We start from the raw sequence: 19,989 nt of genomic DNA on the forward strand, positions 1-19,989 counted from the left end.
GCCGGCGCCGATCGTTAAATCAAACACTTCCTGGCACGATGTGGGAGTGACCGAAGCCGTGACCCCTTATGACAAGCCCGACCAGCCGCCGTCGGAAGCGCCTTCGGCTCCGCCCGCGCCCGCGTCCGAGCCCGCCTTCTCCCCGTCCGACATCCGCGACGGGGCCGCCATCGCCCTCGTGATCGGCGTGGCCGGTGTGCTCCTCGGACTGCTGTGGGTCTGGCTCGCACCGCGCGTGCAGTACGTCTCCAACGGCGAGGCCGTGTTCCTGCGGGACACCGAGAGCGAGGCCCGCATCGGGTCCGACGCGACCTTCCTGCTGCTGTCGGTGGGATTCGGCGTGCTGAGCGCGCTGGCGGTGTTCCTGTGGCGCCGGAGCGGGGGTGCGGCGCAGGTGGTCGGGCTCGCGGTCGGGTCGGTCTTCGCCGCGCTGGTCGGCTGGCGCGTGGGCCTGTGGCTGGGCCCGTCCTCCGACCTGGTGGCGGCCGCCCGCAAGGCGGGCAAGGGGGTCCCCTTCGAGGCCCCGCTGGAGTTGCTCGCGCACGGGGCGCTGCTCGGCTGGCCGATGGCCGCGGTCGTCGTCCACCTGGGCCTGACGGCCCTGTGGGGTACGCGGGATCCGGCGCCGGAGCTCGCGATGTGGCCTTCGGCGTATTACCAGGCCCCCGTCGATTCCGCCGTCTCCCCGGCCTCGTCCCCGTCGTCGGACCCGTCCGGTACGGAGCCCCCGCGGCCGTAGCCCCGGCCGGGACGGGCGGGCCCTGCGGGGCGAAGTCCCCTACCCGCCCTTCCGCCGTTCCCCGGGCTCTGCCCGGACCCGGAAAAGATCGCCTCAAACGCCGGCGGGGCTGGATGCATCCGGCCCCGCCGGCGTTACGCGCGGGCGATCGGGGCCAGGGTGGCCGCGGTCAGGGTGGTGAGGGTGGCCGCCGGGAGCTCGACCTCCAGGCCGCGGCGGCCCGCCGAGACGCAGATCGTGGGGAAGCCGGAGGCCGAGGCGTCCAGGACCGTGCGCAGGCGCTTGCGCTGGCCCAGCGGGGAGATGCCGCCCAGGACGTAGCCCGTGGTGCGTTCCGCCAGGGCCGGATCGGCCATCGCCGCGCGCTTGCCGCCCACCGCGGCGGCCAGGGCCTTCAGGTCGAGGCTGCCCGAGACCGGGACCACCGCGACCACCAGGGAGCCGTCCACGTCCGCCAGCAGCGTCTTGAAGACCTGCGCGGGGGAGACCCCGAGGGCCTGGGCCGCCTCCTCGCCGTAGGACGGGTGGGCGGGGTCGTGCTCGTAGGCGTGCACGGTGAAATCGGCGCCGGCCGCCGTCAGGGCCACGATCGCCGGAGTGCCCGCCGGCTTCTTCTTCGCCATGGGTCCTTCGTCAGTTGGGGCTCGTCGGCGCGCGCGTGAGGTCCACGGCCGGGAGCGAGGGGAGATGGCGGATGACGGCCGTCTCGGCGCGCAGCAGCTTCAGCTCCTCCGCGAGGCGGGTCGCCGTGTCCGGGGCCTGGAGCAGGCGCTGCTTGGCCGGGATGTCCAGCACCGCGGCCGCCGCGACCAGGTAGGAGACCACCGAGGGCTCGTCGGGGAGGTCCATGCCGGTCAGGGACCGCTCGCGGGCTCCCGCCAGCCGCTTCTGGTACGTGCGGAACGCCCGCAGCACGCCCTCGGCCAGCGCGCCCGCGCCGTCGCCCGCGTCCTCCGGGAGCTCCTCCAGCTCCGCCACGAGGAACGGGCCGGAGGCGTCGACCGACAGCAGCCGGACCCGGACCGTGCCGGTCGCCATCACCTCGAAGCTGCCGTCCTCCCGCTCCCGGATCGAGGCCGCGTCCGCGATGCAGCCCACCCGGTGGAAGGCCTGGACCGGGTCCGCGCCGAAACCGGCGGCCGGCCCGCGCTCGGGCACGGCCGTCTGGTCGGGCAGGCCGGGCGCGGTCGGGGCGACTTCCCGGCCGTCGCGGATCGCGACGACCGCGAAACGGCGGGGCTCGTCCTCTCCCGCCTTCAGCAGCTCGCGCATCATGGCGCGATAACGCTCCTCGAAGATGTTCAGCGGGAGCACGAGTCCCGGGAACAGCACCGAGTTCAGCGGGAAGAGGGGCAGGCGAACGGTGGTCACGAGGCACAGGGTAGTGGCCGTGGCCCGGGGATCGTTATCCCCGCCTCAGGACGCGGGAAGCGCCCGCCGCCACCGTCGTCGCCAGGATCCAGCCGAGGATGACCAGGGCGGCCGTGCCCCACTGCCAGCCGCCCCGCAGAATCCACTGGTCCTGCTGGCCCAGGTCGATCACCGGGAGCAGCAGGTCCAGGGCGAACAGCACGGAGTTCCAGTCCGGGTGCTCCTGCGCCTTGAGCGGCGGCGGCTCGCCGTGCACCTCGAAGAGCACGGCCCCGGCCGCCCACAGCACGGCCATCCACAGCGCCGCCCGCCCCGGCCGGTAGCCGTAGACCACCGTCCAGTCCTGGAGGTACCCCCACGCGCGCAGCGCCGGCGGCAGCGTGGCCCGCCGGCGCCGCTGTTTGGCCACCAGCACCTCGCGGGCGTCCGCGTCCTCCCCGGAGGCCCGCAGGACCGCGGCGAGCCGCTCGTACGGTTCCGGGGAGTACTCGGGGGTGGCCGCCTCGACCCACTCCAGCCGGCGGGCCGGCGGGAAGAGGCCCCGGGGCGCCAGGTTCTCGTAGGCGAAGCCCTCGATGGACAGCCGGCCCGGGCGGGCCGGCCAGCTGGCGGCCGTGTCCACGAGCTTGACCACCCGCGAGCCCGACAGCACCACCCGGCCCCGCTCCGGCCGCTCGCCCACGAACCGCAGCTCCGGGGTGTGGATGCGGCGCAGCGCGACCTCCTGGTCCTCCGTGAGGGTGAACCGGGCCCCGTAGAAGTCCACGGCGTCCCCGAAGCGGCCGTCGTCCAGCCGCAGGCCGCCCACGCACTCGAAGTGCTGCGCGGGCTCGCCCCGCAGCGGGGTGTGGCCCTGCCCGTAGGGGGGAGTGGCTGAACCGGGGTCGCCCGAGGTGTAGTCCAGGGCGATGGAGGTGAGGTAGAGGGTGCGCTCGACGGTGAGCTGCGGGGCGTTCAGCGCCCGCTTGCCGGCCGGGTTGCTCAGGCGGGCCCCGCGCAGGCTCATCGACACGCCGACCGTGGCGCCGCGCAGGCTCACCTCCCCGTAGGTCTGCAGCAGCTCGCCCTGGAAGTCCTGCGCCACCGACATCCCGTCGGCGGCCAGTGCCCGCCCCTTGGCGTCGCGCTGCACCACCGCCTCGCTGATCAGCAGGTCGGTGCCGATCTGCGCGTCCGTGAGCCGGATCCCGCGCGCCACCCGGCAGCGCGGCAGGTGCAGGTCGCCCTCCGTCTGCAGGCGGGCCGCCTCCAGCCGGGGTATCGCGCAGTTGACCAGGCGCAGCGTGCCGAAGCGGGTCTCCGAGAGCTGCACCTCGCCGTCGAAGCGGCAGGACTGGAGCTCCACGTACGGGGTGACCGTGCCACCGGAGAGGTCGAGGCGGCCGGTGATCCGCACGCCGCGCAGCTTCAGGGAGGCCACCCGGCCCGGCACCGGGCCCGGCCCGTGGAGCAGCAGGAGTGCCACCACCGCCGCGCGGACGCTGCGCTCGGGGCCCCAGACCCGGTCGGCGTGCGGATCGTCCCGCTCGGCGGTGCGGGCGCTGAGATCGCAGACGCTGCCGGTCCGGTACGCGTCCCACATGAGCCGCTCGGGGCCGGTGAGATCGGCCGGTTCCCCGTTCGGTCGTGCTTCGGCCATGGCGGCCCCCCTCCGCTCGTACGCACGGACTCCGCCGCGCGGCCCCTCCCGCTTGAACGCGCGGACGAGCCGCGCGCAACTGCACGCTAGAGGGCCTCCGTGACATCGGGAAACGTCCGTGGCCTGTATCAGCCAGTGATACGGACGAACGGCGGCGCGAAGCGGTCTGAGAGAATTGGCAGGTGATCTCTCGTATCGACCTGCGCGGCGACACCCTCCCCGAGGGTGGCGCCCTGCGCGATCTGCTGCCCCGTGCCGAGTTCGACGTAGAAGCCGCCCTGGAGAAGGTGCGGCCCATCTGCGAGGACGTCCACCATCGTGGAACGGCGGCGCTGATCGAGTACGCGCAGAAGTTCGACGGTGTCGAGCTGGAGCAGGTCAGGGTGCCCGCCGAGGCGCTCAAGACCGCTCTCGACGAGCTCGACCCGGCCGTCCGCGCCGCCCTGGAGGAGTCGATCCGGCGCGCCCGGATCGTGCACCGCAGCCAGCGCCGGTCCGAGCACACCACCCAGGTGGTCCCCGGCGGCACGGTGACCGAGAAGTGGGTTCCGGTGGAGCGCGTGGGGCTGTACGCCCCGGGCGGCCGCTCGGTGTACCCCTCCTCCGTCGTCATGAACGTCGTCCCGGCCCAGGAGGCGGGCGTCGAGTCCATCGCGCTCGCGTCCCCGCCGCAGGTCGACTTCGACGGGCTGCCGCACCCGACGATCCTCGCCGCGTGCGCGCTGCTCGGTGTCGACGAGGTGTACGCGGTCGGCGGGGCCCAGGCCGTCGCGATGTTCGCGTACGGCACCGAGGAGTGCGCCCCCGCGAACATGGTCACCGGCCCCGGCAACATCTGGGTCGCCGCCGCCAAGCGCTACTTCACCGGCAAGATCGGCATCGACACCGAGGCCGGCCCGACCGAGATCGCGGTCCTCGCCGACTCCACGGCCGACCCGGTGCACGTCGCCGCCGACCTCATCAGCCAGGCCGAGCACGACCCGCTGGCCGCCGCCGTCCTCGTCACGGACTCCGCGGAGCTCGCGGCCGCCGTCGAGAAGGAGCTGGAACCGCAGGTCGCGGCCACCAAGCACATCGAGGACCGGATCAAGCCCGCGCTGGCCGGCCGCCAGTCCGCGATCGTGCTGGTCGACAGCCTGGAGGACGGCCTCAAGGTCGTCGACGCGTACGGCGCCGAGCACCTGGAGATCCAGACCGCCGACGCGGCCGCCTGGGCCGCCCGCGTGCGCAACGCCGGCGCGATCTTCGTCGGCCCCTGGTCCCCGGTCTCGCTCGGCGACTACTGCGCCGGCTCCAACCACGTGCTGCCCACCGGCGGCTGCGCCTGCCACTCCTCGGGCCTGTCCGTGCAGTCCTTCCTGCGCGGCATCCACATCGTCGACTACACGCGCGACGCCCTCGCCGAGGTCACCCACCACGTGGTGACCCTGGCCGAGGCCGAGGACCTGCCCGCGCACGGCGCGGCTCTGAAGGCACGATTCGGGTGGAAGGTTCCCCAGGCATGACCCGCACCACTGACAGCGCGGACGGCGCGGCCGTCATCGGCATCGACGACCTCCCCATCCGGGACGAGCTGCGCGGCAAGACCCCGTACGGCGCCCCGCAGCTGGACGTGCCCGTCCAGCTCAACACCAACGAGAACCCGTACGGGCTACCCGAGGCACTGGTCAGCCGCATCGCCGAGCGGGTCGCCGAGGCCGCCCGCACCCTCAACCGGTACCCCGACCGGGACGCCGTCGAGCTGCGCACCGAGCTGGCCGCCTACCTCACCCGCACCGGCAAGCACCCGGTCGCGCGGGAGAACGTCTGGGCCGCCAACGGCTCCAACGAGGTCCTCCAGCAGCTGCTGCAGACCTTCGGCGGACCCGGCCGCACCGCGATCGGCTTCGAGCCCTCGTACTCGATGCACGCGCTGATCGCGCGCGGCACCGGGACCGACTGGATCTCGGGCCCGCGCAACGAGGACTTCACCATCGACGTGGAGACGGCCGAGCGGGCGATCGCCGAGCACGCGCCCAACGTCGTCTTCATCACCTCGCCCAACAACCCCACGGGCACCGCGGTCGGGGCGGAGACGGTCCTGGCCCTCTACGAGGCCGCGCAGGCGGCCGGGCCCAGCCTGGTCGTCGTGGACGAGGCCTACGTGGAGTTCAGCCACCGGGACTCGCTGCTGCCGCTGATCGAGGGCCGCCCGAACCTGGTGGTCTCCCGGACCATGTCCAAGGCCTTCGGCGCCGCGGGCCTGCGCCTGGGCTACCTGGCCGCGCACCCGGCCGTGGTCGACGCCGTACAGCTCGTACGCCTGCCGTACCACCTGTCGGCCGTCACCCAGGCGACCGCGCTGGCCGCCCTGGAATTCACCGACACCCTGCTCGGCTACGTCGAGCAGCTCAAGGCCGAGCGCGACCGCCTGGTCACCGAGCTGCGGGGCATCGGCTTCGAGGTCACCGACTCCGACTCGAACTTCGTACAGTTCGGCCGGTTCGAAAACTCCCACACCGCCTGGCAGAACATCCTCGACCAGGGCGTCCTGGTCCGGGACAACGGCGTGCCGGGATGGCTGCGGGTCACCGCGGGCACCCCGGCCGAGAACGACGCGTTCCTGGAAGCGGTTCGCGCACTGAAGAAGGAGCAGCACGCATGAGCCGCATCGGACGGGTCGAACGGACCACGAAGGAGACCTCGGTCCTCGTCGAGATAAACCTCGACGGCACGGGCAAGGTCGACGTCTCGACGGGCGTGGGCTTCTACGACCACATGCTCGACCAGCTCGGCCGCCACGGCCTCTTCGACCTCACGGTCAAGACCGAGGGCGACCTGCACATCGACAGCCACCACACCATCGAGGACAGCGCGCTGGCGCTCGGCGCCGCCTTCAAGCAGGCCCTCGGCGACAAGGTCGGCATCTACCGCTTCGGCAACTGCACCGTGCCGCTCGACGAGTCCCTCGCCCAGGTGACCGTCGACCTGTCGGGCCGCCCGTACCTCGTGCACACCGAGCCCGAGAACATGGCGCCGATGATCGGCTCGTACGACACGACGATGACCCGGCACATCTTCGAGTCCTTCGTCGCGCAGGCCCAGATCGCCCTGCACATCCACGTGCCGTACGGCCGCAACGCCCACCACATCGTGGAGTGCCAGTTCAAGGCGCTGGCCCGGGCCCTGCGCTACGCCGCCGAGTTCGACCCGCGCGCCGCCGGGATCCTGCCCTCCACGAAGGGCGCCCTCTAGCGTGAACGGGCTCAACACGATCCTGATCGTCCTCGGCCTGTTCCTGGCCGGAGGCGTCTACTCCTTCAAGAAGCAGGAGATGCCCGCCTCGGTCATCGCCCTGCTCGCCATCGGCTCCGTGATGTGCCTGGTCGCCGGAGTCCTGCGGATCCAGGGAATTTGGGAATGAGCGCAGTCAGCCCCACCAAGAAGGTCGTGGTCTTCGACTACGGCTTCGGCAACGTCCGCTCCGCCGAGCGCGCCCTCGCGCGCGCCGGCGCGGACGTGGAGATCACCCGCGACTACGACAAGGCCATGGACGCCGACGGACTCCTCGTCCCCGGTGTCGGCGCCTTCTCCGCCTGCATGCAGGGGCTCAAGGACGCGCGCGGCGACTGGATCATCGGCCGCCGGCTCTCCGGCGGCCGCCCGGTCATGGGCATCTGCGTCGGCATGCAGATCCTCTTCGAGCGCGGCATCGAGCACGGCGTGGAGACCGAGGGACTGGACGAGTGGCCCGGCACGGTCGGCCCGCTCCAGGCCCCGATCGTCCCCCACATGGGCTGGAACACCGTGGACGCGCCGACCGACAGCCAGGCCTTCGCCGGCCTGGACGAGGACGCCCGCTTCTACTTCGTGCACTCCTACGCGGCCCACGACTGGTCGCTGGAAGTCACCAACCCGCTGATCAAGGCCCCCAAGGTCACCTGGGCCACGCACGGCGAGCGGTTCGTCGCGGCGGTGGAGAACGGGGCCCTGTGGGCCACCCAGTTCCACCCCGAGAAGTCCGGGGACGCCGGCGCCCAGCTCCTCACCAACTGGATCGAGACCCTGTGATGACGACGTCGAAGAAGCTCGAACTGCTCCCCGCCGTCGACGTCCGCGACGGCCAGGCCGTCCGCCTCGTGCACGGCGTCTCCGGCAGCGAGACCTCCTACGGCTCCCCGCTCCAGGCCGCCCTCGCCTGGCAGTCCGCCGGCGCCGAATGGCTGCACCTGGTCGACCTGGACGCCGCCTTCGGCACCGGTGACAACCGCGCGCTCGTCGCCGAGATCACCGGCGCCATGGACATCAAGGTCGAGCTGTCCGGCGGCATCCGCGACGACGCCTCGCTCGCCGCGGCCCTCGCCACCGGCTGCACCCGCGTCAACCTCGGCACCGCCGCCCTGGAGACCCCCGAGTGGGCCGCCAAGGCCATCGCCGAGCACGGCGACAAGATCGCCGTCGGCCTCGACGTACGCGGCACCACCCTCAAGGGCCGCGGCTGGACCAGCGAGGGCGGGGACCTCTACGAGACCCTCGCGCGCCTGGACTCCGAGGGCTGCGCCCGCTACGTCGTCACCGACATCGGCAAGGACGGCACCCTCACCGGCCCCAACCTGGAGCTGCTGAAGAACGTCTGCGCCGCCACCGACCGGCCCGTCGTGGCCTCCGGCGGCATCTCCTCCCTCGACGACCTGCGCGCACTGGCCGGGCTCGTCGGGGCCGGCGTCGAGGGCGCCATCGTAGGCAAGGCCCTGTACGCCAAGGCGTTCACGCTCGAAGAAGCCCTGAAGGTGGTCTCCGCATGAGTTCCGAGAACGGTTCCGCGAACAGTTCCGACGTCCGACGCATCTCCTCCGGCGGCGCCTACGAGGACGTACTCGGCTACTCCCGCGCCGTCCAGCTCCCCCATGGGCTGGTCCTGGTCTCCGGCTGCACCGGGGCCGACGCGGGCGGCCCGTACGACCAGACCAAGAAGGCCTTCAGCGTGGCCTTCAAGGCGCTGGAGCAGGCCGGGCTCGGCCCCGAGCACGTGGTCCGCACCCGGCTCTACCTCACGCACGCCCGTGACGTGGACGAGGTCGGCCGCGCCCACAGCGAGCTCTTCGACAAGATCCGCCCCGCCTCGACGCTGATCATCGTCAACGGGTTCGTGGACCCGAGCATGGTCGTCGAGGTGGAGGTCGAGGCCTTCGGCCCCGTCGCGGGAGGCTCGGCATGACCCTCGCCGTACGGGTGATCCCCTGCCTGGACGTGGACAACGGCCGCGTGGTCAAGGGCGTCAACTTCCAGAACCTGCGCGACGCCGGCGACCCGGTCGAGATGGCCAAGCTCTACGACGCCGAAGGCGCCGACGAGCTGACCTTCCTCGACATCACCGCGTCCTCCGGGAACCGGGAGACCACCTACGACGTGGTGCGCCGCACCGCCGAGCAGGTCTTCATCCCGCTGACCGTGGGCGGCGGCGTCCGCACCGCCGACGACGTGGACAAGCTGCTGCGGGCCGGCGCCGACAAGGTCGGCGTCAACACCGCCGCCATCGCCCGGCCCGAGCTCATCCAGGAGATCGCCGAGCGCTTCGGCCGTCAGGTGCTCGTCCTGTCGGTCGACGCCCGCCGCACCGCCTCCGGTTCCTTCGAGGTGACCACCCACGGCGGCCGGCAGAGCGCCGGCATCGACGCCGTCGAGTGGGCGCACCGGGCGGCCGAGCTGGGCGCCGGGGAAATCCTGTTGAACTCGATGGACGCGGACGGTACCAAGGACGGCTACGACACCGAGATGATCGCGGCCGTGCGCAAGCACGTCACGGTCCCGGTGATCGCCTCGGGCGGCGCGGGCAAGCTCGCGCACTTCCCGCCGGCGATCGCGGCGGGCGCCGACGCGGTGCTCGCGGCGTCGGTGTTCCACTTCGGAGACCTGCGCATCGGCCAGGTCAAGGACGCGCTGAGGGAAGCGGGCCACCCGGTCCGCTGAGGCCGGCTTTCGCCCGTGGGGGGCTCGCAGTGAACGGGAACGTCTGGCGGGACGCCAATGTCCTGCGCTGGCTGGCCGCCTACGGGGCTTCGCTCGTCGGGGACGGGGTCTACTTCCTCGCCCTCGGCTGGGCGGCCGCCCAGACGGCCGGCCCGGCCGAGGTCGGCCTGGTGATGGCGGTCGGCGCGATACCGAGGGCCCTGCTCATGCTGGGCGGCGGGGTGATCGCCGACCGCTTCGGGCCCCGGCTCGTGGTCATCTCCTCCGACGCGGTGAGGTGTGGCGTCGTCCTGGCCTTGGCGCTCGTCCTGGCCCTCGGCTCCCCGGGCCTGTGGGTCCTGGTGCTCGTCGCGCTGGTCTTCGGCATCGTGGACGCGCTGTTCATGCCGGCCGTCGGCGCGCTGCCGCCGCGGATCGCGGGGCCCGGGCAGCTGGTACGGGTCCAGGGGCTGCGCAGCCTCGCCGAACGCGTCGGGCACACCGCCGGGCCGCCGGTGGCGGGGCTGGCGATGGGGCTGGGCGGGCCGGCATCGGCCTTCGCGGTGGCCTCGGCGCTGTTCGGGGTGTCGCTGGTACTGCTGATCGCGGTACGGATCGCCCCGCTGCCGGCTCCGGACCCCGGCTCGGCGCCCCCGCCCGGGGAGAGCCTCTGGGGGCAGCTCCGCTCGGGACTCGCCTACATCCGGCGGCACGGGCTGATCGGGCCCCTGGTCCTGTCCGGAGCACTGAGCCAGCTCGGCACGTCCGCGCCGATGACGCTGGGGCTGATCCTGGTCTCGGAAGAGCGTGGCTGGGGGCCGGGCGGGGTCGGCTGGATCATCGGCGGGATGGGCCTGGGCGCGGCGTCGAGCGCGCTGGTGCTGACCCTGATCCCGAGGTTCCCGCGGGCCGGGGCGATCCAGAACCTCACCCTGATCATCGGCTCGGCGGGCATCGGCGGCCTCGTGCTGGCGCCGAACCTGCCGGTGGCGGTGGGGCTGGCCGTGCTGACGGGGCTGGTCTGCGGGATCTGCGGCGGCCTGGCCATCGCCCTCATCCAGACGGCCACGGACCCCTCCTACCTGGGGCGGGTCAGCTCCGTGATGGCCTTCACGGCGGTCGGCCTGGCCCCGCTGGCCTACCCCGTCTTCGGCTTCGCCGCCGATGTGTGGGGCGTGACCCCGGTCTTCCTCGCCGGGGCGGCGGTGAGCATGGCGGGCGCGATAGTCGGCACCTCGGCCCCCGCGGTCCGCCGCGCGGAACTCGCCCTGGCCTGAGCCCTGCGGGGCCGTCCCCTCCCCGCAGGGCCGACCCGGCCGCACCCGCCCACCGGGCCCCGAGCCGCGACGGCAGGGGCGACACCGCCGCCCGCCCACCGCCGGACGGAGTCCCGCGTCAGGAAGGCATCACACGCCCAGCTGCGCCGCCGTGAGCTTCGCGATGGCCTCCTTCGGGCCGTCCAGTTCCACCGCGGCAGCGTCCTGGCGGCCGAAGCAGAACAGGGTCAGTTCTCCCGGCTCGCCCGTCACCGTCACCACCGGCGCCCCCTTGTGCGCCACCGCCGTCTGGCCGTTCGGGCGGCGCAGGACCAGGCCCACGGGGGAGCGGCGGCCCGTCAGCCGGGCGAGCTTCTCCAGGCGGGACCAGAGGGAGTCGGAGAAGACCGGGTCCAGGGCGCGCGGGGACCAGTCCGGCTGGGCCCGGCGGACGTCCTCGGAGTGGACGTAGAACTCCACCGCGTTCGCCAGCTCGTCGATCTGCTTCAGCGAGTAGACGGACATCTTCGGCGGGCCGGTCCGGATCAGCTGGATGAGTTCCTCGTACGGCTTGGCCCCGTACTCCTCCATCGCCTTGTCCAGGCGCGCCTTCAGCACGTTCAGCAGCAGTCCGCCCGCCGCGTCCGGGCGACGCTCCCGGACCACCACGTGCGCGGCGAGCTCCCGGGTCCGCCAGCCGTCGCACAGTGTCGGCGCCTCCGGGCCCGCCGACTCCAACAGGTCGGCCAGCAGCAGTCGTTCACGCTTCGCATGGGTAGACATGCGGGCCAGCCTACGGCCGGAACCCGCCCGGTGCCTGCCCATCAGGCGGACAGGGATCCATGATCGTCCCCCCGGCCCGGCACAATGGCTCCCATGAGTACGTCCTCCCTCGATCCCGCCATCGCCGCCCGCCTCAAGCGCGCCGCGGACGGTCTGGTCCCGGCCATCGCCCAGCAGTACGACACCGGTGAGGTGCTCATGCTCGGTTGGATGGACGACGAGGCCCTGCACCGCACCCTGACCACCGGCCGCTGCACGTACTGGTCGCGCAGCCGTCAGGAGTACTGGGTGAAGGGCGACACTTCCGGCCACTTCCAGCACGTGAAGTCCGTCGCGCTCGACTGCGACGCCGACACCGTGCTCGTCCAGGTGGACCAGGTCGGCGCGGCCTGCCACACCGGTGCCCGGACGTGTTTCGATGCCGACGTGCTCCCCCTGGCCGGTCCCTCCGGCCCCACCGCCGAAGCCGAATAGCCGAAGCCGATCACAAGTAAGGTCCCACGCCATGGATCTTGAGACGTTCCGCAAGCTCGCGGCCGACCGCCGCGTCATCCCCGTCAGCCGCAAGCTGCTGGCGGACGGGGACACGCCCGTCGGGCTCTACCGCAAGCTGGCCGCAGAACGCCCCGGGACATTCCTCCTGGAGTCCGCCGAGAACGGCCGCTCCTGGTCGCGCTACTCCTTCGTCGGCGTCCGCAGCGCCTCCACCCTCACCGTCCGGGACGGCGAGGCCCACTGGATCGGCACCCCGCCCGTCGGCGTCCCGACCTCCGGCGACCCCCTGGAGGCCCTGCGGCAGACCGTGGAGGCCCTGCACACCCCCCGGGACCTGGCCTCCGGCATGCCGCCCTTCACCGGCGGCATGGTCGGCTACCTCGGCTACGACATCGTGCGCCGCCTGGAACGCATCGGCGAGCACACCGAGGACGACCTGCAGCTCCCCGAGCTGACGATGCTGCTCACCTCCGACCTGGCGGTCCTGGACCACTGGGACGGCACCGTCCAGCTCATCGCCAACGCCATCAACCACAACGACCTCGCCGCGGGCGTGGACGAGGCGTACGCGGACGCCGTCGCGCGCCTCGACGCCATGGAGGCCGACCTCGCGCGGCCCGCCCCCTACGCGCCGATGCCGCTGCCCGACTCCGAACTCCCGGAGTACTCGGCCCTGTGGGGCGGCGAGAAGTATCAGGCCGCCGTGGAGGACGTGAAGGAGCGGATCCGGGCCGGAGAGGCCTTCCAGGTGGTGCCCTCGCAGCGGTTCGAGACCCCGTGCAGCGCCTCCGCGCTCGACGTGTACCGGGTGCTGCGGGCCACCAACCCGTCCCCGTACATGTACCTCTTCCGCTTCGAGAACGGCTTCGACGTCGTCGGGTCCAGCCCCGAGGCGTTGGTCAAGGTCGAGGACGGGCGGGCCATGGTCCACCCCATCGCCGGCACCCGGCACCGGGGCGCCACCCCGCAGCAGGACAACGAGCTCGCCGACGAGCTGCTGGCCGACCCCAAGGAGCGCGCCGAGCACCTCATGCTCGTCGACCTCGGCCGCAACGACCTCGGCCGGGTCTGCGAGCCGGGATCGGTGGAGGTCGTCGACTTCATGAGCATCGAGCGGTACTCGCACGTCATGCACATCGTCTCCACCGTCACCGGGCGGGTCGCCGAGGGGAAGACCGCCTTCGACGTGCTCACCGCCTGCTTCCCGGCCGGCACCCTGTCCGGGGCGCCCAAGCCGCGCGCCATGCAGATCATCGAGGAGCTGGAGCCCACCCGCCGCGGGCTCTACGGCGGCTGCGTCGGCTACCTCGACTTCGCCGGGGACTCCGACACCGCCATCGCCATCCGCACCGCGCTGCTGCGCGACGGCAAGGCGTACGTCCAGGCCGGCGCCGGGGTCGTCGCCGACTCGGTGCCCGAGCTGGAGGACGCCGAGTGCCGCAACAAGGCCGCCGCGGTGCTCCGCGCGGTGGCAGCGGCGAACCGCCTCCACGGCGCCTGAACCCGTAGGGGATAGTGGGGTACGTGAGTGCCGTACCCCCGCCCCGAACCGAAGACGCCGATGCCGCCGCCGAGCCCGAGGCCCCCTCGGGCCGCGGCGGCCGCCGCAGCGTGGCCGTCGCCCTGCTGCTCGGCGCCCTCGGCGCCACCGTCGTCCTGCTCGCCTCCGGCCGCGTCTGGGCCCGGGGCGTCGCCGCCATCGGCGGCGGCTCGCTGCCGGTGACCGCCGACGGGCGGGCCGTCACCGGCCTGCCCGCCGCGCTGGCCATCGTCGGGCTCGCCGCCCTGGTCGCCGTCTTCGCCGTCCGCGGCAGGAGCCGGCTGCTGGTCTCGGCGCTGCTCGCCCTGAGCGGCCTGGGCGCCGGGGCCGCCGCCCTGGCCAACGCGGACGGCCGGCGCGCCCTGGACGCGCAGGCGGCCCGTACGACGGCCGACACCGCGGCCCACGTGGCCGGCCTGACCCACACGGCTTGGCCCTACGTGACGGCCGCCGGCGGGGCGCTGATCCTGCTGGCCGGACTGCTGGCTCTGCGCTTCGGGAGCACCTGGCCCACGATGGGCGGCCGCTACGAGCGCGACGGAAGCCCGCGCCCCCGCAAGGCGGCCGTGGTGGACCCGGACCGGCCGGAGGACTTGTGGAAGGCTCTGGACCGGGGCGAGGACCCCACCGGCCCGGACCCGGCCCCCTGAACCCCGCCTCCTGACCCGGGACCCGAATCCCCGGCCCCGAATCCCCGGACCCGGAGCCGACCCCGTGAACGAGGCCGCCGCCTGGTACGGGACAATGACCAGCGAGCGTTCGGCAGAGCGCCGTTCGACACAGCACGTGCGGCGTGCGACAGAGCACACCCGAGTACGAGGAGCAACTCATGGCGGGCACTAGCCACGGACACACCCCGGCCGCCTGGACCGGTGTCACCATCGCAGTCATCGGTTTCTGCATCTCCGGTGCCTTCATGGTGCTGGCGAACCCGCTGGGCTTCTACGCGGGCCTCGTCGTCGTCGCCATCGGCGGTGTCGTGGGCGCGGCGATGAAGGCCGCGGGCATGGGCGCACCGAAGGCCGCGCACCAGGACCTCGCCGAGGTCATCGCCGCGAACCGCGTCGCCGCCAAGGTCTGACCAGGCGGTAGCCGGCACGTGGTTTTCGAAAGGCGCGGCCCTGTCGGGCTGCGCCTTTTGTCATGAGCGGAGAGAATCAGCGGGTGGACGCCTCCTCCGGAACGACCGATCTCGCACCGCCTCCCGCGCCCGTCTCCCGGGCCGGCCGGCTGGTGCGTCCGGCGCTCACGCTGGGCGCGGCCGCCGCGGCCCTCGCGTACGTGGGGACCGTGGATCCGAACGAACCAGGGCACTATCCGGCCTGCCCGCTGTTCCGGCTGACCGGGGTCCTGTGCCCCGGCTGCGGAGGGCTGCGGAGCGCGCACGCGTTCGCCCATGGCGATCTCGTGACAGCTATCGGGGCAAATGCCCTGGCGGTCGCCGGGTACTTCTTCTTCGCCGGCTTCATGGTCCTGTGGCTGGTTCGCGCCTACCGGGGGGTACCGGCCCCGAGGCTCGTCGTACGGCCGGTGTACTGGTGGGGGATCGGCGCTGTGGCCTTGGTCTTCTCGGTTGTCCGGAACCTGCCCATGGGCTCTTTCCTGGCGCCCTGAGGTGTAGCTGAAGTAAAGATTCCGAATGTCCATTTAATGGGACGCCGTCAACCGCGTGCGGAGGGCAAGGCGTCCTGCGGATACCATTTGAACTGCTGACCTTGCAGTTGTACGTGTCTGCAAGGCGGCCGACCGTCATCGACCCGGAAGGGGGCCGCTCGCGTGAGTGTGCTCGACGAGATCATCGAAGGGGTCCGCGAAGACCTTGCCGAACGGCAGGCGCGCGTCAGCCTCGACGAGCTCAAGGAGCGTGCCGCCAAGGCGCCCCAGGCCAAGGACGGCGTCGCTGCCCTGCGCGGCGACAGCGTCAAGGTGATCTGCGAGGTCAAGCGCTCCAGCCCCTCCAAGGGTGCGCTGGCCGCCATCGCCGATCCGGCCGGGCTCGCCGCCGACTACGAAGCGGGCGGTGCGGCGGTCATCTCCGTCCTCACCGAGCAGCGTCGTTTCGGTGGCTCGCTGGCCGACCTGGAGGCCGTCCGCGCCCGCGTGGACATCCCGATCCTGCGCAAGGACTTCATCGTCACGGCGTACCAGCTGTGGGAGGCCCGCGCCTACGGCGCCGACCTCGTGCTGCTGATCGTCGCGGCCCTGGAGCAGGAGGCCCTCGTCTCCCTCATCGAGCGGGCCGAGTCCATCGGTCTCACCCCGCTCGTCGAGGTCCACGACGAGGAGGAAGTGGAGCGCGCGGTCGCCGCCGGCGCCAAGATCATCGGCGTCAACGCCCGCAACCTCAAGGACCTCAAGGTCGACCGCTCCACCTTCGAGCGCGTCGTCGGAGAGATCCCGGCCCACATCGTCAAGGTTGCCGAGTCCGGCATCCGCGGGCCGCACGACCTGATCGCCTATGCGAACGAGGGCGCCGACGCCGTCCTCGTCGGGGAGTCCCTGGTGACCGGCCGCGACCCGAAGTCGGCCGTGGCCGACCTCGTCGCCGCCGGCGCCCACCCCGCCCTGCGCCACGGGCGGAGCTGACCCGCACCGATGGCCCGAAACCGCCCCTCCGTCCGCACCCGACCGGGCTCCGGCCTGGCCGGTGTGCCGACGGCGCACGCGCCCCTGGCGCGCGGCTGCCGCCCTCGCGGCTGCCGCGCCCCGGCCCGGCGCGTGCGGGGGCGGCGGGTCCGGTACGTGATCGGCTCCGAGCCCGGTCAGGTCAACGGCATGCGATGGCGACCCGGAGTCGCGTCGTAACGAGGCCCGCCGGACGGTGTACGTCGTACACCCGTGTCCGTCGGCGTCCTCTTACGGTCCGTCCCCCGAGCCGCCGGCTCCGGGGCGGGCCGCTCCGCACCCTCGTACGCCCATGCCCCAGCGGGGTGTGCGCGCCCGGGGCGGACGGCGCAATACGGTGAAGACATCCGCGTCGCATCCGTAGGAGTACCTGGGCATGTCCAGCGCCAGCAGTTTCTTCATCCCGGACCCCGAGGGTCACATCCCCAACGCCGAGGGCTACTTCGGCGACTTCGGCGGCAAGTTCATCCCGGAGGCGCTCGTCGCCGCCGTGGACGAGGTCGCCGTCGAGTACGAGAAGGCCAAGGGCGACCCGGCCTTCGCGGCCGAGCTCGACGACCTGATGGTCAACTACACCGGCCGCCCCAGCTCCCTCACCGAGGTGCCCCGGTTCGCCGAGCACGCAGGCGGCGCGCGGATCTTCCTCAAGCGCGAGGACCTGAACCACACCGGCTCGCACAAGATCAACAACGTGCTGGGCCAGGCGCTGCTCACTAAGCGCATGGGCAAGACCCGCGTCATCGCCGAGACCGGCGCCGGCCAGCACGGCGTGGCCACCGCCACCGCCTGCGCCCTGTTCGGCCTCGAGTGCACCATCTACATGGGTGAGATCGACACCCAGCGCCAGGCCCTGAACGTGGCCCGGATGCGCATGCTGGGCGCCGAGGTCATCGCGGTGAAGTCCGGCTCCCGGACGCTCAAGGACGCCATCAACGAGGCGTTCCGCGACTGGGTCGCCAACGTGGACCGCACCCACTACCTCTTCGGTACGGTCGCCGGCCCCCACCCCTTCCCCGCCATGGTCCGCGACTTCCACCGGGTCATCGGCGTCGAGGCCCGCCGCCAGATCCTGGAGCGCGCCGGACGCCTCCCCGACGCCGTCGCGGCGTGTGTGGGCGGCGGCTCCAACGCCATCGGCCTCTTCCACGCCTTCATCCCGGACGCCGGCGTCCGCCTGGTCGGCTTCGAGCCCGCCGGACACGGTGTGGAAACCGGCGAGCACGCGGCCACCCTGACCGCGGGCGAGCCCGGCATCCTGCACGGATCGCGCTCCTACGTCCTGCAGGACGAGGAGGGCCAGATCACCGAGCCGTACTCCATCTCGGCCGGTCTGGACTACCCGGGCATCGGCCCCGAGCACTCCTACCTCAAGGACGCGGGCCGCGCCGAGTACCGCGCGGTCACCGACGACCAGGCGATGCAGGCCCTGCGGCTGCTCTCGCGCACCGAGGGCATCATCCCGGCCATCGAGTCCGCACACGCCCTCGCGGGCGCCCTGGACCTCGGCAAGGAACTGGGCAAGGACGGCCTGCTCGTCGTCAACCTCTCCGGCCGCGGCGACAAGGACATGGACACCGCCGCCCGCTACTTCGACCTGTACGACGCAGAGACCACCGGCAGCACCGAGGGGGAGACCAAGTGAGCGGCACCATCGAACTCCTGTCGGCGACCCTCGCGAAGGCGAAGTCCGAGGACCGCGCGGCCCTCGTCGCCTACCTCCCGGCCGGCTTCCCGACCGTCGACGGCGCCATCGAGGCCGTCAAGGCCGTCATCGCCGGCGGCGCGGACGTGGTCGAGATCGGCCTCCCGCACAGCGACCCGGTCCTGGACGGCGCGATCATCCAGACGGCCGACGACATCGCCCTGCGCGGCGGTGTCAAGATCGCCGACACGCTGCGGACGGTCCGCGAGGCGTACGAGGCGACCGGGGCCCCGATCCTGGTCATGACGTACTGGAACCCCATCGACCGCTACGGCGTCGAGCGGTTCACCGCCGAGCTCGCCGAGGCGGGCGGCGCGGGCTGCATCCTGCCCGACCTGCCGGTCCAGGAGTCCGCGCTGTGGCGCGAGCACGCGGCCAAGCACGGTCTCGCGACCGTCTTCGTCGTGGCTCCCAGCAGCAAGGACGAGCGCCTCGCCACCATCACGGCGGCCGGCTCCGGCTTCGTCTACGCCGCGTCCCTCATGGGTGTCACCGGCACCCGCGAGTCCGTCGGCAACCAGGCCGCCGACCTGGTGCGCCGTACCCGCGCCACCAGCGACCTGCCGGTCTGCGTGGGACTGGGCGTCTCCAACGCCGCCCAGGCCAAGGAGGTCGCAGGCTTCGCCGACGGCGTGATCGTCGGCTCCGCCTTCGTGAAGCTGCTGCTCGACGCGCCGGACCTGCCCGCCGGGCTGGCCGCCGTCAAGGCGCTGGCGGGCGAGCTCGCCGAGGGCGTACGCCGGAGCTGACGGGGTGCGCGTTCGATCGGGCAGCCGGACCCCTGAGCGGGTTCTGTAGCCCGATCGGGTGGAAGTAGGGGCAGGGAGGCACGAGAGTGCCTCCCTGCTTCGTTTGGCCGAACGTGAGCGACATGAACGACGGTGCGAACCGCGATGCGACGAAACGATCGGCCCGCGAGCGACTCCAGGTGGAGCGCGAGAAGCAGAAGGCGAGGGACAAGCGCCGGCGGACCCTCGTCGTGTCGGCGGCGGTGGTCGGCGTACTCGGGCTGGCGGCCGTCGTCGGCCTGATCGCGGCGAACGCCGGCAAGGGCGGCTCCTCCGCCAAGGGCGGCCCGCTGGTCGCCCCGTCCGGAGCCACGGGCAAGGACGCGCTCGCCATCCAGACCGGCAAGGGCGAGGCCCCCTCCACGCTGACCGTGTGGGAGGACTTCCGCTGCCCGGCCTGCAAGGCCTTCGAGACCAATTACCGGGACACCATCCACGAGCTGGAGGCCAAGGGCCTCCTCAAGGTCGAGTACCACCTCGTCACCCTGATCGACGGGAACATGGGCGGCACCGGCTCGCTCAAGAGCGCCAACGCGGCCGCCTGCGCACAGGACTCCGGGAAGTTCGCCCCGTACCACGACGTGCTCTTCGACAACCAGCCCGAGGAGACCAACGACGCCTACGGCAAGAACGCCAAGCTGCTGGAGCTCGCCGGGAAGGTCGACGGACTGGACACCGCCGAGTTCCGCACGTGCGTCGAGGACGGGACGCACGACAGCTGGGTGAACAAGTCGCAGGACGCCTTCCGCACGGGCAAGTTCCGCGGGACCCCGACCGTGCTGCTCGACGGCAAGGACATCTTCGGGGACCAGGCCAACCCGCTGACCCCGCAGAAGCTGAAGGAGAAGGTGGAGGCGGCCGGCAAGGGCGGCCCGGGCGGAGTCAAGGGCTCCCCGTCCCCGTCGGCATCCGGCTCCCCGGCCAAGTCCAAGTCCGGAACCGGGTCCGGGGCGCCGTCCGCGTCCGCTTCCGCTTCCGGCTCGGCGAAGGCCTCCTCCGGCCGCTCGGCCGCGCCCTCGGCCCAGGCCTCTTCGGCACGCTCGGCGGGACGGTCGGCCACGGCCGGTTCGGGCTCCGCCGACGCCTCCCCGGACCACGCCGGGATGCCCATGGACCACTGAGG

General features: G+C 72.6%; 23 protein-coding genes and 1 pseudogene. 20 read left to right on the forward strand and 4 right to left on the reverse strand.

The features are described from left to right. Window positions 1-46 precede the first annotated feature (46 nt). On the forward strand, window positions 47-739 hold the full coding sequence (locus OHA37_RS28910) for a hypothetical protein (RefSeq protein WP_266909490.1): 693 nt from the start codon (window positions 47-49) through the stop codon (window positions 737-739). A 134-nt stretch (window positions 740-873) separates the two neighbouring features. On the opposite strand, the gene ybaK is transcribed toward OHA37_RS28910, so the two are convergent. Genes ybaK through OHA37_RS28925 form a run of 3 tightly spaced genes read right to left on the reverse strand, consistent with a single transcriptional unit; the run spans window position 874 to window position 3,749 of the window. Then, on the reverse strand, window positions 874-1,362 hold the full coding sequence (ybaK, locus tag OHA37_RS28915) for a Cys-tRNA(Pro) deacylase (protein WP_266909491.1): 489 nt from the start codon (window positions 1,360-1,362) through the stop codon (window positions 874-876). A 10-nt stretch (window positions 1,363-1,372) separates the two neighbouring features. After that, window positions 1,373-2,110 (reverse strand): LON peptidase substrate-binding domain-containing protein, encoded by a 738-nt coding sequence (locus tag OHA37_RS28920; RefSeq protein WP_266909492.1) that lies wholly within the window; start codon window positions 2,108-2,110, stop codon window positions 1,373-1,375. 34 nt (window positions 2,111-2,144) lie between these two features. After that, window positions 2,145-3,749 carry an oxidoreductase gene (locus OHA37_RS28925; RefSeq protein ID WP_266909493.1) on the reverse strand — a complete coding sequence of 535 codons (1,605 nt, stop codon included), beginning with the start codon at window positions 3,747-3,749 and terminating at the stop codon, window positions 2,145-2,147. Window positions 3,750-3,931: 182 nt separating this feature from the next. Between OHA37_RS28925 and hisD the strand changes: the two genes are divergently transcribed. Genes hisD through OHA37_RS28970 form a run of 9 tightly spaced genes read left to right on the forward strand, consistent with a single transcriptional unit; the run spans window position 3,932 to window position 10,954 of the window. Further along, window positions 3,932-5,254: a histidinol dehydrogenase gene (gene hisD / locus OHA37_RS28930; RefSeq protein WP_266909494.1), complete on the forward strand. Its 1,323-nt coding sequence runs from the start codon at window positions 3,932-3,934 to the stop codon at window positions 5,252-5,254. Beyond that, window positions 5,251-6,393 (forward strand): histidinol-phosphate transaminase, encoded by a 1,143-nt coding sequence (locus OHA37_RS28935; RefSeq protein WP_266909495.1) that lies wholly within the window; start codon window positions 5,251-5,253, stop codon window positions 6,391-6,393. Before hisD ends, OHA37_RS28935 begins: the two co-directional genes overlap by 4 nt. Continuing rightward, on the forward strand, window positions 6,390-6,983 hold the full coding sequence (gene hisB / locus OHA37_RS28940) for an imidazoleglycerol-phosphate dehydratase HisB (protein WP_215035049.1): 594 nt from the start codon (window positions 6,390-6,392) through the stop codon (window positions 6,981-6,983). Before OHA37_RS28935 ends, hisB begins: the two co-directional genes overlap by 4 nt. A 1-nt stretch (window position 6,984) precedes the next feature. Continuing rightward, window positions 6,985-7,152, forward strand: coding sequence for a hypothetical protein (locus tag OHA37_RS28945; RefSeq protein ID WP_266909496.1), 168 nt, complete (start codon window positions 6,985-6,987; stop codon window positions 7,150-7,152). Then, window positions 7,149-7,799: an imidazole glycerol phosphate synthase subunit HisH gene (gene hisH, locus OHA37_RS28950; RefSeq protein ID WP_266909497.1), complete on the forward strand. Its 651-nt coding sequence runs from the start codon at window positions 7,149-7,151 to the stop codon at window positions 7,797-7,799. The genes OHA37_RS28945 and hisH overlap by 4 nt, the downstream gene beginning before the upstream one ends. Beyond that, complete coding sequence (gene priA / locus OHA37_RS28955) at window positions 7,799-8,533, forward strand: bifunctional 1-(5-phosphoribosyl)-5-((5-phosphoribosylamino)methylideneamino)imidazole-4-carboxamide isomerase/phosphoribosylanthranilate isomerase PriA (protein WP_266877054.1); 735 nt, start codon at window positions 7,799-7,801, stop codon at window positions 8,531-8,533. The genes hisH and priA overlap by 1 nt, the downstream gene beginning before the upstream one ends. Then, complete coding sequence (locus OHA37_RS28960) at window positions 8,530-8,946, forward strand: RidA family protein (RefSeq protein ID WP_266909498.1); 417 nt, start codon at window positions 8,530-8,532, stop codon at window positions 8,944-8,946. Before priA ends, OHA37_RS28960 begins: the two co-directional genes overlap by 4 nt. After that, complete coding sequence (hisF, locus tag OHA37_RS28965; protein WP_266909499.1) at window positions 8,943-9,698, forward strand: imidazole glycerol phosphate synthase subunit HisF; 756 nt, start codon at window positions 8,943-8,945, stop codon at window positions 9,696-9,698. Before OHA37_RS28960 ends, hisF begins: the two co-directional genes overlap by 4 nt. A gap of 29 nt (window positions 9,699-9,727) precedes the next feature. Then, window positions 9,728-10,954 (forward strand): MFS transporter, encoded by a 1,227-nt coding sequence (locus OHA37_RS28970; protein ID WP_266909500.1) that lies wholly within the window; start codon window positions 9,728-9,730, stop codon window positions 10,952-10,954. 129 nt (window positions 10,955-11,083) lie between these two features. On the opposite strand, the gene OHA37_RS28975 is transcribed toward OHA37_RS28970, so the two are convergent. After that, window positions 11,084-11,716: a TIGR03085 family metal-binding protein gene (locus OHA37_RS28975; RefSeq protein WP_266909501.1), complete on the reverse strand. Its 633-nt coding sequence runs from the start codon at window positions 11,714-11,716 to the stop codon at window positions 11,084-11,086. 84 nt (window positions 11,717-11,800) lie between these two features. Here OHA37_RS28975 and hisI point away from each other — a divergent pair, with 84 nt between their 5' ends. The 10 genes and pseudogenes from hisI to OHA37_RS29025 all read left to right on the forward strand — a co-directional run. Continuing rightward, entirely contained in the window at window positions 11,801-12,190 is a 390-nt protein-coding gene (gene hisI, locus OHA37_RS28980; RefSeq protein ID WP_266909502.1) for a phosphoribosyl-AMP cyclohydrolase, read from the forward strand. A gap of 31 nt (window positions 12,191-12,221) precedes the next feature. Further along, on the forward strand, window positions 12,222-13,712 hold the full coding sequence (locus OHA37_RS28985; RefSeq protein ID WP_266909503.1) for an anthranilate synthase component I: 1,491 nt from the start codon (window positions 12,222-12,224) through the stop codon (window positions 13,710-13,712). A gap of 14 nt (window positions 13,713-13,726) precedes the next feature. Further along, window positions 13,727-14,401: a TIGR02234 family membrane protein gene (locus tag OHA37_RS28990; RefSeq protein WP_266909504.1), complete on the forward strand. Its 675-nt coding sequence runs from the start codon at window positions 13,727-13,729 to the stop codon at window positions 14,399-14,401. Between the two features lie 179 nt (window positions 14,402-14,580). Then, window positions 14,581-14,832 carry an HGxxPAAW family protein gene (locus OHA37_RS28995; protein ID WP_266909505.1) on the forward strand — a complete coding sequence of 84 codons (252 nt, stop codon included), beginning with the start codon at window positions 14,581-14,583 and terminating at the stop codon, window positions 14,830-14,832. Between the two features lie 62 nt (window positions 14,833-14,894). Further along, the gene (locus tag OHA37_RS29000) at window positions 14,895-15,365 is read left to right on the forward strand and encodes a DUF2752 domain-containing protein (RefSeq protein WP_266909506.1); all 471 of its coding nucleotides are present in this window, start codon (window positions 14,895-14,897) and stop codon (window positions 15,363-15,365) included. A gap of 162 nt (window positions 15,366-15,527) precedes the next feature. Then, entirely contained in the window at window positions 15,528-16,337 is an 810-nt protein-coding gene (gene trpC, locus OHA37_RS29005; protein WP_243330285.1) for an indole-3-glycerol phosphate synthase TrpC, read from the forward strand. Window positions 16,338-16,346: 9 nt separating this feature from the next. Beyond that, complete coding sequence (gene trpM / locus OHA37_RS29010) at window positions 16,347-16,556, forward strand: tryptophan biosynthesis modulator TrpM (protein WP_250743802.1); 210 nt, start codon at window positions 16,347-16,349, stop codon at window positions 16,554-16,556. 196 nt (window positions 16,557-16,752) lie between these two features. Next, a complete protein-coding gene (gene trpB, locus OHA37_RS29015; protein ID WP_266909507.1) occupies window positions 16,753-18,018 on the forward strand; it encodes a tryptophan synthase subunit beta in 1,266 nt (421 codons plus the stop codon). Beyond that, window positions 18,015-18,827, forward strand: coding sequence for a tryptophan synthase subunit alpha (trpA, locus tag OHA37_RS29020; protein ID WP_266909508.1), 813 nt, complete (start codon window positions 18,015-18,017; stop codon window positions 18,825-18,827). The genes trpB and trpA overlap by 4 nt, the downstream gene beginning before the upstream one ends. 122 nt (window positions 18,828-18,949) lie before the next feature. Beyond that, window positions 18,950-19,735, forward strand: a pseudogene (locus OHA37_RS29025) (DsbA family protein); the annotation flags it as partial. Between the last annotated feature and the right edge of the window lie 254 nt (window positions 19,736-19,989).

Source organism: Streptomyces sp. NBC_00335 (assembly GCF_036127095.1).
In the GTDB taxonomy this organism is placed as follows: Bacteria; Actinomycetota; Actinomycetes; order Streptomycetales; family Streptomycetaceae; genus Streptomyces.